General features: G+C 33.8%; 13 protein-coding genes. 11 read left to right on the top strand and 2 right to left on the bottom strand.

Annotated elements, in window-relative coordinates; genetic code table 11:
• Positions 1-33: 33 nt before the first annotated feature.
• The 6 genes from leuS to BUA46_RS02965 all read left to right on the top strand — a co-directional run bounded on the left by leuS (position 34) and on the right by BUA46_RS02965 (position 7,565).
• Entirely contained in the window at positions 34-2,856 is a 2,823-nt protein-coding gene (gene leuS / locus BUA46_RS02990; protein ID WP_019386043.1) for a leucine--tRNA ligase, read from the top strand.
• 135 nt (positions 2,857-2,991) lie between these two features.
• On the top strand, positions 2,992-3,252 hold the full coding sequence (locus tag BUA46_RS02985; RefSeq protein WP_019386044.1) for a SemiSWEET family sugar transporter: 261 nt from the start codon (positions 2,992-2,994) through the stop codon (positions 3,250-3,252).
• A 166-nt stretch (positions 3,253-3,418) separates the two neighbouring features.
• Complete coding sequence (gene ald, locus BUA46_RS02980) at positions 3,419-4,513, top strand: alanine dehydrogenase (RefSeq protein ID WP_019386045.1); 1,095 nt, start codon at positions 3,419-3,421, stop codon at positions 4,511-4,513.
• Between the two features lie 152 nt (positions 4,514-4,665).
• Positions 4,666-5,361 carry a zinc metallopeptidase gene (locus BUA46_RS02975; RefSeq protein ID WP_019386046.1) on the top strand — a complete coding sequence of 232 codons (696 nt, stop codon included), beginning with the start codon at positions 4,666-4,668 and terminating at the stop codon, positions 5,359-5,361.
• A 74-nt stretch (positions 5,362-5,435) separates the two neighbouring features.
• Complete coding sequence (locus tag BUA46_RS02970; RefSeq protein WP_026009881.1) at positions 5,436-7,208, top strand: MutS-related protein; 1,773 nt, start codon at positions 5,436-5,438, stop codon at positions 7,206-7,208.
• Positions 7,209-7,268: 60 nt separating this feature from the next.
• Positions 7,269-7,565, top strand: coding sequence for a GIY-YIG nuclease family protein (locus BUA46_RS02965; RefSeq protein ID WP_019386048.1), 297 nt, complete (start codon positions 7,269-7,271; stop codon positions 7,563-7,565).
• A 133-nt stretch (positions 7,566-7,698) separates the two neighbouring features.
• Here the strand turns inward: BUA46_RS02965 and BUA46_RS02960 are convergent, their stop codons facing one another.
• Positions 7,699-8,586 (bottom strand): thioredoxin family protein, encoded by an 888-nt coding sequence (locus tag BUA46_RS02960; RefSeq protein WP_019386049.1) that lies wholly within the window; start codon positions 8,584-8,586, stop codon positions 7,699-7,701.
• 195 nt (positions 8,587-8,781) lie between these two features.
• On the opposite strand from BUA46_RS02960, the gene BUA46_RS02955 reads away from it, so the two are divergent.
• The 5 genes from BUA46_RS02955 to BUA46_RS02935 all read left to right on the top strand — a co-directional run bounded on the left by BUA46_RS02955 (position 8,782) and on the right by BUA46_RS02935 (position 13,059).
• Positions 8,782-9,753, top strand: coding sequence for a sensor histidine kinase (locus tag BUA46_RS02955; RefSeq protein WP_026009882.1), 972 nt, complete (start codon positions 8,782-8,784; stop codon positions 9,751-9,753).
• Positions 9,750-10,439, top strand: a complete 690-nt coding sequence (locus BUA46_RS02950) for a LytR/AlgR family response regulator transcription factor (RefSeq protein WP_019386051.1) — start codon at positions 9,750-9,752, stop codon at positions 10,437-10,439. The genes BUA46_RS02955 and BUA46_RS02950 overlap by 4 nt, the downstream gene beginning before the upstream one ends.
• Before the next feature lie 32 nt (positions 10,440-10,471).
• Entirely contained in the window at positions 10,472-11,614 is a 1,143-nt protein-coding gene (locus tag BUA46_RS02945) for a methionine aminotransferase (protein ID WP_019386052.1), read from the top strand.
• Positions 11,615-11,671: 57 nt separating this feature from the next.
• Positions 11,672-12,184, top strand: a complete 513-nt coding sequence (locus BUA46_RS02940; RefSeq protein WP_019386053.1) for a hypothetical protein — start codon at positions 11,672-11,674, stop codon at positions 12,182-12,184.
• 95 nt (positions 12,185-12,279) lie between these two features.
• The gene (locus BUA46_RS02935; protein WP_019386054.1) at positions 12,280-13,059 is read left to right on the top strand and encodes an amidohydrolase; all 780 of its coding nucleotides are present in this window, start codon (positions 12,280-12,282) and stop codon (positions 13,057-13,059) included.
• On the opposite strand, the gene BUA46_RS02930 is transcribed toward BUA46_RS02935, so the two are convergent.
• Entirely contained in the window at positions 13,052-14,656 is a 1,605-nt protein-coding gene (locus tag BUA46_RS02930) for an Ig-like domain-containing protein (protein WP_019386055.1), read from the bottom strand. The two genes, BUA46_RS02935 and BUA46_RS02930, sit on opposite strands and share 8 nt — an antisense overlap.
• Positions 14,657-14,812 lie beyond the last annotated feature (156 nt).

Here is a 14,812-nt window from a genome sequence, read left to right as displayed (position 1 = left end):
ATTTGCGCTTTAAAAAAGTAGAAATATAGGAACATGAGGTACGATTTCAATAAAATCGAGAAAAAATGGCAAGACTATTGGGCCAAAAACGAAACTTTTAAAGCCGAAAATAATAGCGATAAGCCAAAATTTTACGTTTTGGATATGTTTCCTTACCCAAGTGGTGCAGGACTTCATGTTGGGCATCCGTTAGGTTATATTGCTTCAGATATTTATGCGCGTTATAAACGTCATCAAGGTTTTAATGTTTTGCATCCTCAAGGTTATGATAGTTTTGGTTTGCCTGCGGAACAGTATGCTATTCAAACTGGGCAGCATCCTGCTATTACAACTGCCGAAAATATAAAAACCTACCGCCGTCAGTTAGATCAAATCGGATTTTCTTTTGATTGGTCTCGAGAAGTTCGTACATCCGATCCGAGTTATTACAAATGGACGCAATGGATTTTTATTCAATTGTTCAATTCTTGGTACAATAAGGATTCAGATAAGGCTGAAGCCATTACAGAATTAGAAAAAATATTTGCTTCTGAAGGAAATTTAAATGTAAATGCTGTTTGCGATGATGCTATCGAGCCATTTACAGCCGAAGATTGGATTCGTTTTGATTCCAAAAAGCAACAAGAATTATTATTACAATACAGATTGACGTATTTAGCAGAAACCGAAGTGAATTGGTGTCCTGCATTAGGAACGGTTTTAGCGAATGATGAAATTGTAAACGGTGTTTCTGAACGTGGCGGACACCCAGTAATTAGAAAAAAAATGACCCAATGGAGTATGCGTATTTCTGCTTACGCGGAACGTTTGCTTCAAGGTTTAGATACTATAGATTGGACGGATTCTTTAAAGGAAAGTCAGCGTAACTGGATTGGAAAATCTGTTGGTGCTGCAGTAACTTTTAATATTGTTGGTCATAATGAAGTTATAGACGTTTTTACAACACGTCCTGATACTATTTTTGGAGTGTCGTTTATGACTTTGGCACCAGAACATGAATTGGTGGCGCAAATAACAACGCCAGAACAAAAAGCTGAGGTTGATGCTTATGTTTTAGCCACTGCCAAACGTAGCGAACGCGATAGAATGGCCGATGTAAAAACCATTTCGGGAGCTTTTACAGGCGCTTATGCGGAACATCCGTTTACCAAAGAGCCAATACCAGTTTGGATTGGCGATTATGTATTGGCAGGTTACGGCACAGGTGCAGTAATGAGTGTGCCTTGTGGCGACCAACGTGATTATGATTTTGCAAAGCATTTTAATATTCCAATTCCGAATATATTTGAAGGCATTGATATTTCAGAAGAAGCATTTGCTGATAAAGAGAAAACCGTTATTGCGAATAGCGATTTCCTTAACGGAATGAATTATAAAAAAGCAACAAAACGTGCTATTTACGAATTGGAGCAAATGGGGCAAGGTGAAGGAAAAACCAATTACCGCTTGCGAGATGCAGTTTTTAGTCGTCAGCGTTATTGGGGAGAACCATTCCCAGTATATTATATTGATGGCATGCCACAAATGATAGCTACCGAACATTTACCTATTGAGCTGCCAGAAGTTGAAAAATATTTACCAACCGAAACAGGTGAGCCACCACTAGGTAATGCCACGAAATGGGCTTGGTGTACCGAAACTAATACGGTAGTTAATAATGATAAAATTGATGGTAAAGCCATATTTCCATTAGAGTTGAATACCATGCCAGGGTGGGCAGGTAGTTCGCAATATTTTAATCGTTATATGGACCCACAAAACGATAAAGAAATTTTCTCGAAAGAGGCTATTAATTATTGGCAGCAAGTAGATTTATACATTGGCGGAAGCGAGCATGCTACAGGGCATTTATTATACTCACGTTTTTGGCAAAAGTTTATGTTCGATTTAGGCTTAGTGCCTCATGATGAATATGCTAAAAAGTTGATTAACCAAGGAATGATTTTGGGTACGAGTGCTTTTATTTATAGAGAAGAAGGAACACAAACTTATTTGTCTTTAGGATTGATTGAGGGTAAAAAGGTACAGCCTATTCACGTAAAGGTTAAGTATGTAATTGCTTCAGATGAATTGGATATAGAAGGTTTAAAGGCTGATGCTGAATTTGGAGAAGATTACGCTGATGCTAAATTTGTGCTAGAAAATGGAGTTTATAAAGTAGGTAGAGATGTTGAAAAAATGTCAAAATCGAAGTACAATGTGGTTAATCCAGACGACATTGTATCAGATTACGGCGCCGATAGTTTACGCTTATACGAAATGTTTTTGGGTCCACTGGAGCAATACAAACCTTGGAATACTGCAGGTATAACTGGTGTGCACAGTTTCCTTAAAAAACTTTGGAAATTGTATGCTGATGATAACGGACTTAAAGTAAACGATGCTGAACCTACCAAAGACAATTTAAAAACATTACATAAAACGATTAAGAAAGTACAGGAAGATATCGAGAATTTCTCTTTTAATACTTCGGTTTCTACTTTCATGATTGCAGCAAACGAATTGACTGCTCAAAAATGTACATCGAAGGCCATACTTGAGCCTTTGTTGGTTTTAATATCACCTTATGCACCGCATATTGCTGAGGAACTATGGAGTCAGTTAGGGAATAATGGTTCGATAGCAACAGTGCCTTTCCCAGAATTTGATGCTAGCCATTTAGTGGAGAGTAGCAAGAACTACCCGATTTCGTTTAACGGCAAAATGCGATTTACTTTAGAACTACCGTTAGATATGAGTAAAGAAGACATTGAAAAAACAGTGTTGGCAAACGAAAAAACCCAAGAGCAGTTGGCGGGACGAACACCTAAAAAGGTTATTGTGGTTCCTGGAAAAATTGTAAACATTGTTGGGTAACGTTTTTTTGCGTTAGGGATAGCAGTGGATAGCCCACAGGGAGGAACGACCGAGGTTATCTAACGAATAGCCCGACCCTTGTGGTAACTTGCCGTTAGGCAGGCGCCCAAATAATAACTAATCAATAATTAATACATGAATTCTACCGAAATTATTGGTTTTACGGCAGCCATTTTAACTACCGCAGCGTTTCTTCCTCAAGTATATAAAACGTGGAAAACTAGAGATGTGTCGAGCTTGTCTTTACCCATGTTGCTTCTGTTTTTTGTCGGTATTGTAGCGTGGTTAATTTATGGGTTTTTAAAGGATAGCCCATCGATGATTTTAGCCAATAGTATTACGGTAGTTTCTGCGTTTCTTTTAATTTACTTCAAGATAACATACGGTAAAAAATAGGTTTTTGGCAATTTCTGATTTCCCTACTAACTCCATATGAATTATGGTTTAATTACTCAAATCGATTTTTTGATGAAAAAAATTTAACAAAAAGTCTATTTTGATTATAATATTAAAATTATTGTTTTAATTTTGCTTCGGTTTTTACCCTTAAAACATCGTATTTATGAAAATTGGAGTTCCTATCGAGATTAAAAATAATGAGAACAGAGTGGGTATGACACCCTCTGGTGTATTTGAGTTATCAAAAAGAAATCATTCCGTTTATGTTCAAAAAAACGCTGGTTTTAATAGCGGATTTTTAGATGAAGATTATATTGAGGCTGGTGCCACTATTCTTGATACCATTGAGGAGGTTTATGACACTGCCGAAATGATCGTGAAAGTTAAGGAGCCTATTGAGCCTGAATATAAATTAATCAAGTCAAATCAAGTGGTGTTTACTTATTTTCATTTTGCGTCGAGCGAGGTGTTAACCAATGCAATGATTGAGAGCAAAGCAATTTGTATTGCTTATGAAACAGTTGAAAATAAAGATGGTACATTGCCATTATTAATCCCAATGTCTGAAGTAGCAGGAAGAATGTCTGTTCAGCAAGGTGCCAAATACCTAGAAAAACCAATTAAAGGGCGTGGTATTTTATTGGGAGGTGTTCCAGGTGTGCCACCTGCAAAAGTACTTATTTTAGGTGCTGGTATTGTAGGTTATCAAGCTGCAAAAATGGCATCAGGTTTGGGTGCTTATGTAATCATTATGGATATTAACATGAAGGCACTTCGTTATGTAAGTGATTCTATGCCAAATAATGTGATAAGCGAATTCTCTAGCGAGTACAACATTAGAAAACATATAAAAGATGCCGATTTAATTATTGGTGGTGTATTGATTAAAGGTGCCAAAGCACCTAAATTAATTACTAGAGACATGTTGAAAGATATGCGTCCGGGAACTGTAATGGTTGACGTAGCTGTAGATCAAGGCGGGTGTTTTGAAACTACCAAACCAACTACGCACCAAGATCCAACATATATTATTGATGAGGTTGTGCATTATAGTGTGGCAAACATGCCTGGTGCAGTGCCTTACACGTCTACTATGGCACTGACTAACGTAACGTTGCCTTATGTTATTCAATTGGCTAATGATGGATGGGAAAAAGCTTGTAAAAAGAATAAAGCATTATCAAAAGGGTTGAATATTGTAAATGGTAAAATTGTTTACAAAGAAATCGCCGAAGCTTTTGAAATGGAAATGAGCTAATAGTATTAGTTTTAAAGTGTTATTTAAACGCCTAAATGCTTTATTTTAAAGCTTTAGGCGTTTTTCAATATATAATGGTACTGACAATTATTCAGATTGAAAAAATGGCGTTATTTTTGATATATTATATTAGAATTTAAAATTTAAAAACAATGATTGGATATTATATATTAATTGGGGCAATTGCCTTAGTAAGTTGGGCAGTAAGCAATACTTTAAAACGAAAATTTGACAAGTATTCTAAAGAACAACTTAGAAACGGAATGAGTGGTGCTGAAATTGCTGAAAAAATGTTGTCAGACCATGGCATTTATGATGTAGAGGTTATTTCAACGCCGGGGCGATTAACAGACCATTACAATCCTAAAAATAAAACAGTAAATTTAAGTGAAGCGGTTTACAATCAACGTAATGCGGCGGCGGCAGCGGTTGCAGCACACGAATGTGGGCATGCTGTACAACACGCTCAGGCTTATAGTTGGTTACAAATGCGTTCTACCTTAGTTCCTGTTGTTAGTGTAACTTCTAGTATGTCTCAATGGTTAATCATTGGAGGTTTAGTCTTAGGTGGTGCTGCTGGTTTAGGTTTAGGCTGGTGGGTAGCCGTTATAGGTGTAGTATTTATGGGAGCTGCAACACTTTTTAGCTTTATCACCTTACCTGTGGAGTACGACGCTAGTAACAGAGCATTAGCTTGGTTAAAGAATAAAAATATGGTAACTCCAGATGAATACAAAGGTTCTGAAGATGCTTTAAAATGGGCAGCAAGAACATATCTAGTAGCTGCTATTGGTGCATTAGCTAACCTCATGTATTGGGCGCTTCAGGTATTTGGCGGAAGAGATTAAATAATATAGAAAAATAAGTAAAGCCTCGATAAATTTCGGGGCTTTTTTGTTTCTTTATGGTTGAAATTAAATTGATGAAAAATCCTTTAAAATATTATAAAACCCATATAGAACGCTATCAAATTGAAGTGGTTAGGCTCTATAAAGAAATGACGCTTCTTAGCACTCTACGATTACTAGTTTTTTTAGCAACAGGCTTTGGAATTTATTTCTTTTTCGAACAATGGCAAATAGCTATTCCTATTGCAATTTTAGGTACAGTTGTATTTATTTATTTGCTTTCCAAATACACCGATGTAAAGCGACTTCGAGATTTTAATTCGGCATTGGTCGAAATTAATTCTGAGGAATTAGAAATTGCAAAAGGCGATTTTCATCAAAGGGCGGATGGCTCTGAATTTCAAAACCCGAAGCATTATTACAGTTTAGATATTGATTTGTTCGGGCGAGGTTCTTTCTTTCAATTCATTAATAGAACGCGTATTCAAGAAGGCACTGAGGAACTCGCAAATGCCCTAAAAGCAAATGATATACTTGGCATTTTAAAACGGCAAGAAGCCATAAAAGAATTAAGTGAGAAACCAAAATGGCGTCAGTATTATTCAGCTACCGCAAGCTTAGTTCATGTTGAAACACCTGCTTACAAAATTATAAACTGGTTGCAGAATCATAAAACTTTTATGCCTAAAATCATGTCTTGGGTTCCCATGGCTTTTACCATAATTTCTGTGGTTTTATTTGTTCTTATCCTTTTAAATATGATTACGTATCCTGCTTTAATTGGATATTGGCTATTATTAGGTTTAGCAATCACAGGGAAATATCTAAAAAAAATAAATGTACTTGCTTCAAATACAGATAAAGTTAGAGACACCTTTAGACAATATGCACAGTTACTCGATTTGATTGAAAACGAATCGTTTACCTCAGAATTATTACAATCAAAAAAGCAACAGATTCAGTCCGGAAATACAAAGGCCTCTCAGATTTTCAAGGAGCTTTCAAGATCTTTGGATTCTTTAGATAATCGAAATAATTTAATCGGAGCCATTTTTGGTAATGGTTATTTTCTAACGGATGTTAAAAATGCATATCGTATTGAAAAATGGATTGAAACTTATGGCGATAAGGTTGCCGACTGGTTTGAAGTGGTTTCATTTTTCGATGCTTATAACTCTTTAGGGAACTATGCGTTTAATCATCCAAAGTTTATCTTGCCAGAAATAGTTAAGCACGGTTCTGTAATAAACGCAGAAGAATTAGGGCATCCACTATTAAATCTTGAGAAGCGAGTTGATAGTGATTTAACCATCGAAAACGAACAGTTTTATATAGTTACTGGTGCAAATATGGCAGGGAAAAGTACTTTTTTAAGAACGGTTTCACTGCATATTGTTATGGCGAATGTTGGCTTGCCTGTTTGTGCAAAAACTAGCAAATATTCACCTGTAAAATTGATAACTAGTATGCGAACAACCGATTCTTTAACCGATGATAGTTCGTATTTCTTTTCAGAATTAACACGCCTGAAATATATCGTTGATGCTATAAAGCAAGAACCTTATTTTATTGTTTTAGATGAAATTTTGAAAGGCACAAATAGTACCGACAAGGCGATTGGATCTAGAAAGTTTGTAGAAAAATTAGTGGCTTCAAACGCAACAGGAATTATTGCAACCCACGATTTAAGTTTATGCGAAATTGAACAAGAGCTGGAAGACGTGAAAAACTATTATTTCGATGCTGAAATCGTCAATGACGAACTCTACTTCGATTATAAGCTAAAACAAGGGGTTTGCCAGAATATGAATGCTTCCTTTTTATTGAAGAAAATGGAGATTGTTTAGGTTGTCACTTCGAGTGATTCTGTTTTTCTCAGAATCGTATCGGGAAGTTTATCTTTATTTATGAAAATTTACTTTGTTTACATTTTAAAATGCTCTGACGGTGCTTATTATACAGGTTTTACCTCTGATCTTGAAAAGCGTTATCTGGAACATAAAACAGGGAAACATAAAGAAAGCTATACATTTTCTAGAACACCGATTTCATTAGAGTTTTATGCTGAATTCACTGAACCAAGTATTGCTATTAATACTGAAAAGCAAATAAAAAAATGGTCTAAAGCAAAAAAGGAGGCATTGATTAATAATGAATTTGAGAAGTTACCTAATCTTTCAAAGAAGAAATTTAATTCTAATTAGTTCTCGATACAATTTCGATAAAACATCGAAATCACTCGAACTGACATCGTTGTTATTAAGTGACTTTGAAGCTCGATTGTCACTTCGAGTGGTTTTATGAAGAGTAACGAAATAAAATTGTATCGAGAAGTTATTATGTTTTTAACTTAATCTTCTCAATCATCTCCAAAGCATTACTATCATCAGGTTTTAGACTTAAAACTTTGTAATAATTTTTTAACGCTTCGTTGTGGTTTTTTGCTTCAAAGTAAGCTTCACCCAAACTGTCGTATACATTATGTTTATAAGGGAATATTTTAGTATTCAAATCGAAAATATATAATGCCTTCTCTATTTGTTTTGATCGTAATAATGAATAACCATACGTATTAAGTTCTCTACTCCCTTTTACATATTCCGCTAGTTTTGGTAACAAATTTGCTTCATCAAGTTTTAAACTGTCTATCGATTTTGTTTTTAGCAGATTTTCCATATAATTGGCGGCCACATAATTTGGTGTGTATTTGTTATCAGTAATGATACTCCACATATCGCGCTCCAAGGTTTCTTTTGGATGCTCTACAATGCGATTAACTTCTTTGCCATTTTTGTAAAAGATGAATGTTGGTACACGATGAATGTTTAACCCTTTTTCTTCATGATTCGGATTTTGCTTATAAGCCTCATTGGTTTTATTAACAGCAATGACTTGCAATTGGCTATCCGGAAATTTGGCAGCTTCTATGATTCTGTAAAACCTAGGGACTTCCTTTTTACTATCGCCACACCAAGTACCTAAAAATACTTTTATTTCATATTCTTTTAAAGAATCTTTTAGCTTTTTAATTATAGCTTTATTGACTAAATAATGGTCATGATTTTCAGAAAACCAAGAATTAAAGGAGTTGCTCGTTAATCCACTTTTGTTTATTTCTCCGAGTAAAACTTCGTTTCCTTTTTCATCAAATTCTATGTGATTTAAGGTTTGAGAAAGGCATAATTGTAGGCTAAGTAATGTAATGAAAAAGACTGTTCGTTTCATGTGATGATTTTGATTGATTACTGTCAAAAGTAGCTTCTCGAGTCTTGAAATTCTAAGAATGTGGATGCAATACAAAATTGGTAATACTAATACATAACTTGTAAATACAAACGGTAATTTTTACGTTGGTAACTGTAAAACTTACTTTCGTACATAATGTTTGATGGTTTTGGCTTTTCTAATTACTTTTAAAAAATGACATTCATAAATAAATACACATCGCAGGTATTAGTCCATATTTTGTTTTGGATGCTTTTTGTGTTTGTATCACTATTTCTGTTTTCAGATTTTTATTGGAAAGAGAACCCATTTTTGCAATACGTTTCTTTATTAATTGCTATTGTATACCTAAACAACTTTTTTTTACTGCCATTTTTTGTAAAAAAGAAGCTTTACGTACTTTATGTTTTGGTGTTTGCGGGTATTTCTTTTGTTGCGACACAGTTATATTGTTACGCATTTGCTAAATGTGGTTGTACTATTATAAAATGCCTGAGCGATTATTTATGGCAATCTTTAACGCCCCTAATTTTCTTTTCTTTCGTGTGGATTTTATACCGTTTTATTGATAAACAAGAAGAAGTTGATGCCGTTAAAAAAGAACATGCCGAAATGGAATTGAAGTTTTTAAAATCGCAGATAAATCCGCATGTATTATTTAATAATTTAAATACCATTTATTCGTATTCCATAGAAAAACCAAATGAAACGCCAGAGCTTATTTTGATGCTTTCAGATAATTTAAAACATGTGTTGTATGAAAGTAATGAGAAAACCATTTCATTGGAAAAAGAAATTCATTTTATTGATAATTACATGAAATTCCAAACCATAAGAACGGAAGGGGTAAAGCGCATTAATTACAATAAATCTATTGATTCCTATAAGTATCAAATTGCACCTTTACTTTTAATAACTATTATTGAAAATGCTTTTAAACACAGTGTGCTCAATAGTGAAATTAACGTGAATATAGAAGTAAAACAGGGCGTATTAAGTCTTGAATGTCAGAATGATTTTGATAAAGAAAAAGTAACAACAACCGACTTAAAAATAGGCTTGCAAAACCTTGAAAAACGATTGGCCTTAATTTATAAAGAGGATTATGATTTTAATATTGATAAAGGAGAAGTATTTAAAGTGTCTTTAAAACTGAATTTAAAATGAAGTGTGTTATCATAGAAGATGAAATTCCAGCGCAAAAAATTTTAAAAAATTTTATTGCAAAAATCCCTAGTTTAGAATTGGTAGGCAATTTTAAAGCGGCGATTGAAGCGAATGCTTTTCTAAACACTGAAACTATTGATGTTGTTTTTTTAGATATTAATTTACCCGATATGTCTGGTTTAGATTTTATAAAAACGATTAAAAATCCACCAGCAATTATCATGACTACAGCTTATTCTGAATATGCAGTAAGTTCATTTGAGCTTGATACTATTGTTGATTATTTGGTAAAACCGTTTTCTTTTGATCGATTTTTAAAAGCAATTAATAAAGCAAAAGAAAGAATAGAAGTTCCCGAAATCATTTCTGAAGATCAAGAAGAAACTATTTTCTTAAATGTCGATAAAACATTGCATAAAATTGTGTTGAATAAAATTCTGTATATCGAATCTGCACGAAATTATATAACGGTAGTTACAGAAAAACAAAGGCTATCTTATATTGATTCGTTAAAAAGTTGGAATACAAAACTTCCAGAGCGCCTATTTGTACAAGTGCATAAATCCTTTATTATTAATAGTGCGTTTGTTAGTAAAATTTCAGGTAACACCATTTTTATAAACGACAATAAAATACCCATTGGCAGAACCTACAAGCAAAGTTTATTAAGTAAATTAGGGTTATAGTTTTTATAAAAGAAGTCTGTATCTTTACTTTTATGCAGCATAAATCTAAACTTCCAGAGGTAGGAACCACTATTTTTTCGGTCATGAGCCATTTGGCCAAAACCCATAATGCTATTAATTTATCACAAGGATTTCCAGATTTTGGTAGCGACCAAAAACTAATCGACTTGGTAAGTAAAGCTATGAATTCTGGTTACAACCAATATGCGCCCATGCGAGGTAATTTGGAGTTACGAGAAGCTATTGCAAATAAAATTAACAACCTATATGGTTCTGATTATCACCCAGAAGATGAAATTACGATTACAGCAGGAGCAACTCAAGCCATATCCACTATATTTTCAGCTTTTGTAAAACCAAATGATGAAGTCATTATTTTCAAACCGGCCTACGATAGTTACGAACCTGGGATAAAACTAAACGGCGGCAAAGTGATACCCATACAATTAGAGGCACCACATTTTAAAGTAGATTGGAGTTTAGTAAAAAAGAAAGTTAATAATCGTACTAAAATGATTGTTATCAATACACCTCATAATCCAACCGGAACCGTTTTTTCTAAGGAAGATATGTTGGCATTAGAAAAGATTACCAAAAACACCAACATCATAGTGTTGAGTGATGAAGTATACGAACATATGGTTTATGACGGTGAAACGCATCAAAGTGCGTCTAAGTTTCCTGATTTAAAATCGAGAAGTTTTGTGGTGGCGTCATTTTGTAAAACCTTCCACAATACCGGTTGGCGCATTGGCTACTGTTGCGCCCCAAAGGATCTCATGGATTTATTTTTACAAGTACACCAGTTTAGTGTGTTTTGCATTCATCATCCTACTCAAAAAGGTATTGCAGATTACATGCAAGAGCCAAAGCATTATTTAGAATTGCCAGAGTTTTATCAGCGAAAAAGAGATTTGTTTTTGAGCCTCATTAAAGATTCGAGATTTTCGTTTATACCGTCTAAAGGAACATATTTTCAAGTGTTAGATTATTCTAAAATCACTCAAGAATACGATGTTGATTTCGCTAAAAGGCTAACTAAGGAAGTAGGCTTAGCTTCAATTCCCTTATCCGTTTTTAATGAAAATAATCTAGACAATAAGGTGTTGCGATTTTGTTTTGCTAAAACCGATGAAACATTAAATAAGGCTGCAAAAATTTTAATTCAAATATGAGTTACTTTTTGTGTACTTTGGAGTCTAAAGTAAAGAATAACAAATTAAATAATAATTATGAGATTACTATGGATTGTATTGTTTTTGGGGTTTGGATTTGTTTTAAATGCCCAAGAAATTAGCTTTAAAGGTGCAACTTACGAAGTTAAAAAAGGAAAAATATTTAATAATGGTGTAGATGTGACTGAAACTTTAACTGCAGAAGACCAAGAAAAAATCAAGTTGGCTGTTAATGAAAAAATGGCTGATATTGAGGAAGCTGAAAAAGCAGAGAAACGCCTAGAGAAGGCAGAAAAAGAACAAAAAAAGGCCGAAAAAGAGCAAAAAAGAGCTGAAAAAGAACAAAAAAGAGCCAAAAAACAGCAAAAAAAGGCAGAAAAGGAATTAAAAAGGCAGCAAAAAGCACAATCTAATTACGATAAATCTATTAAGAAGCATAAGGTAGCGGTTAAGAAATATGAGCAGCTTAAAAAGAAAGGAAAGCTTTCTCCAATAGATGAGGAAAAGTGGTTGGACAAAATTTCAAAGTATCAAGAAGCTTCTGAAAAAGCAAAAAAGGATTTGAGGTAATTTTTTTATTACTATCAAATTTAGAATTATCATCTTACATTTGGTGATGAAGAATAAAAATCCTAATTTCTTCTTCATCATTAAATACATTCTTTATGCAAAACGAACTTACAGTTGGACTCATTCAATCTGATTTAGTTTGGGAAAATCCAGAGCAAAATCGACTAAATTTCACTAAAAAAATAGATGCTATTTCTGAAGTGGTAGATGTTTTTGTATTGCCTGAAATGTTTACAACGGGTTTTACCATGAATGCCGAAAAAGTAGCAGAAACCATGCATGGAGAAACGGTGGCTTGGATGAAAAACACGGCTTCAAAAAAGAAAGCTGCAATTGTTGGAAGTATTGTTATTACAGAGCATAATAAGTTTTATAATCGGTTGCTTTTTGTTGAACCCTCAGGAAATATATTTATTTACAATAAACGACACACCTTCACTTTAGTTGGTGAAGATAAAACCTATACAGCAGGCCAAGACAAAGTAATTTTAGATTATAAAGGTTGGAAAATTCAACCATTAATTTGCTATGATTTGCGCTTTCCTGTTTGGTCGAGAAATACTGAAGATTACGATCTGTTGCTCTATGTTGCCAATTGGCCAAAACCTAGAGTTTCAGCTTGGGATGCCCTTTTAAAAGCTCGAGCCATAGAAAACATGTCTTATTGTATTGGTGTGAATAGAGTTGGTGTAGATGGTGTAAATAGCGAATATTCTGGACACTCTGCGGTTTATGATGTTTTGGGTAACTGTATCACAGATTTTCAATCTGGAAAGGAACAAATTCAAATAGTGACTTTAGAAAAGAGACATATTCAAGCATATAGAAATAAGCTCAATTTTTTAAACGACCGCGATAGTTTTAAAATTATTTAAACTGCAAGGTTTCAGTTATACCCCAATCAGCACGAATTTCTATTTCTTGAAAATGGCTTACGCGTTCTGGTTGTATCTTTTTTAAGTAATTACCCGAATCAAATTTTTGGTTACCATTAGCATCATGTATTACGCGGATAGAATACATGCCAGCTGATAGATTTAAAAAATCGATGGTTCCTGCTTCTTCTGCATATTTTTCAACCTGGACTTCACCAGAATTATTGGTTAATTGAATAATTAACGGATAGGTGGCATTCACTAAAGTAAATCGTGCATAACCAAAATCTGAAGACTTTCTGGTTCTTAAATTATAGTTTAAGGTGTCTTGGTTTACATCACCAAAAAAATCTTCAAAAGCTTCAGGAAGTACTTGTATCTTATAATTATTATCTTCTGTTTTATCAAAACGAACCGCATAGATGTTGCGAATAGAATCAAAAACTGAAGTAAAACTAACCATTGTCGAGTCTTTATCCATCGTAGTTACTTTTGATGAATCAAATTTCACGAAAGGCGTTTTTCCTATAATTCTAAAGTCTTCATTATAGCCAATCGTTCCAGAAGGAGAGGATTCAATAAGAATAGAATCTCTTTCTTGGTCTCTAATTTTAACAGTAAAGTCTTTTTCAAAATCGTTTTTAGATACTTTAAAAATAAGTGAATCTACTTCTAATTTAGGCTTATACCAGTAGTTTAAAGTATCGGCTTTAGGGTCTTTGGTTATACGATATTCAAAGTCTTCTGGTGTCTCAGATAGCACTTCAATTTTCATATTTTCATAATCACCTTCATAACCAAAAGCAATTTTATTTCCAGAAATTAGCCTTGGTCTTGTAGCGGTGTAATCAAGCTCTTCTTTAAAAAGTTTTAAGGTATACGAAGAATCTGTAGGCACTTCAATAAAATTTTTATGAAACCCAATTTGGTCGGTTTTTTGCTGAAATTTATTGTCGCCATTACCATCTTTCAATGCCATCAACAAATATTTGCCAGGTTTTAAATTTTCAATAGAAAAAGTGGTTAAACTATCTAAAGTGTTCGTAATATATTTTGGGGTTTCTTTGTAAATTATAGAATCAGTAAATGTCGAATCCACCTCGTATAGTGCTACATTTACAAAAGTTTCAGGTTCTTTGTTTTTAGCATCAACAATATTTCCGTTGACTGAAAGCGAGTCAAGATAATCACCTGTAGAAAACACATATCGATAATACGGATAGGGATTACCTTCATTATTATCGGTAATACTATTACCAAAATTAAAGGCATAAGTGGTGTTAGGTTGCAGTGTATCGTAAAGTGTTATTTTAATGTATTTGCTAGCGCCCCCTAGCGGTGTCACGTTTGGTTGCGTTTTCATAGGTGGCGATATAATAAGCTGCTTGGTTAAGTCTTTAATTTTAATATACTCATCAAAATAAATTCTTATTTCGTCGCCCTTAAAGTTGGTTGAATAGTTTTCGGGTATCGACTTTACAATGGTTGGAGGCGTTTCATCTTTTGGTCCGCCATCTGGTGTACCTCGATTAGCGCAGTTTATTAAAGCAATACCAATAACTAAGGCAAAAACAAAATTTGATAAGGTCTTGTTCATTAACAATTTTAAATTTTTAGCAAAAGTACATGAATATTTTTATTCTGAAATTCTTAAGAATCAGAATGAAATAAATTCATGAACTAGCAGAGCGATTATTGAAGTAAAACAAAATTTGGTTCTTCACAGAAGGAACGTACATAAATTCGACTATAA

The organism is Algibacter luteus (genome assembly GCF_900141715.1).
Lineage (GTDB): Bacteria > Bacteroidota > Bacteroidia > Flavobacteriales > Flavobacteriaceae > Arenitalea > Arenitalea lutea.
The sequence above is the reverse complement of the archived record's forward strand: the minus strand, read 5'-3'. Positions and strand labels throughout refer to the sequence as shown.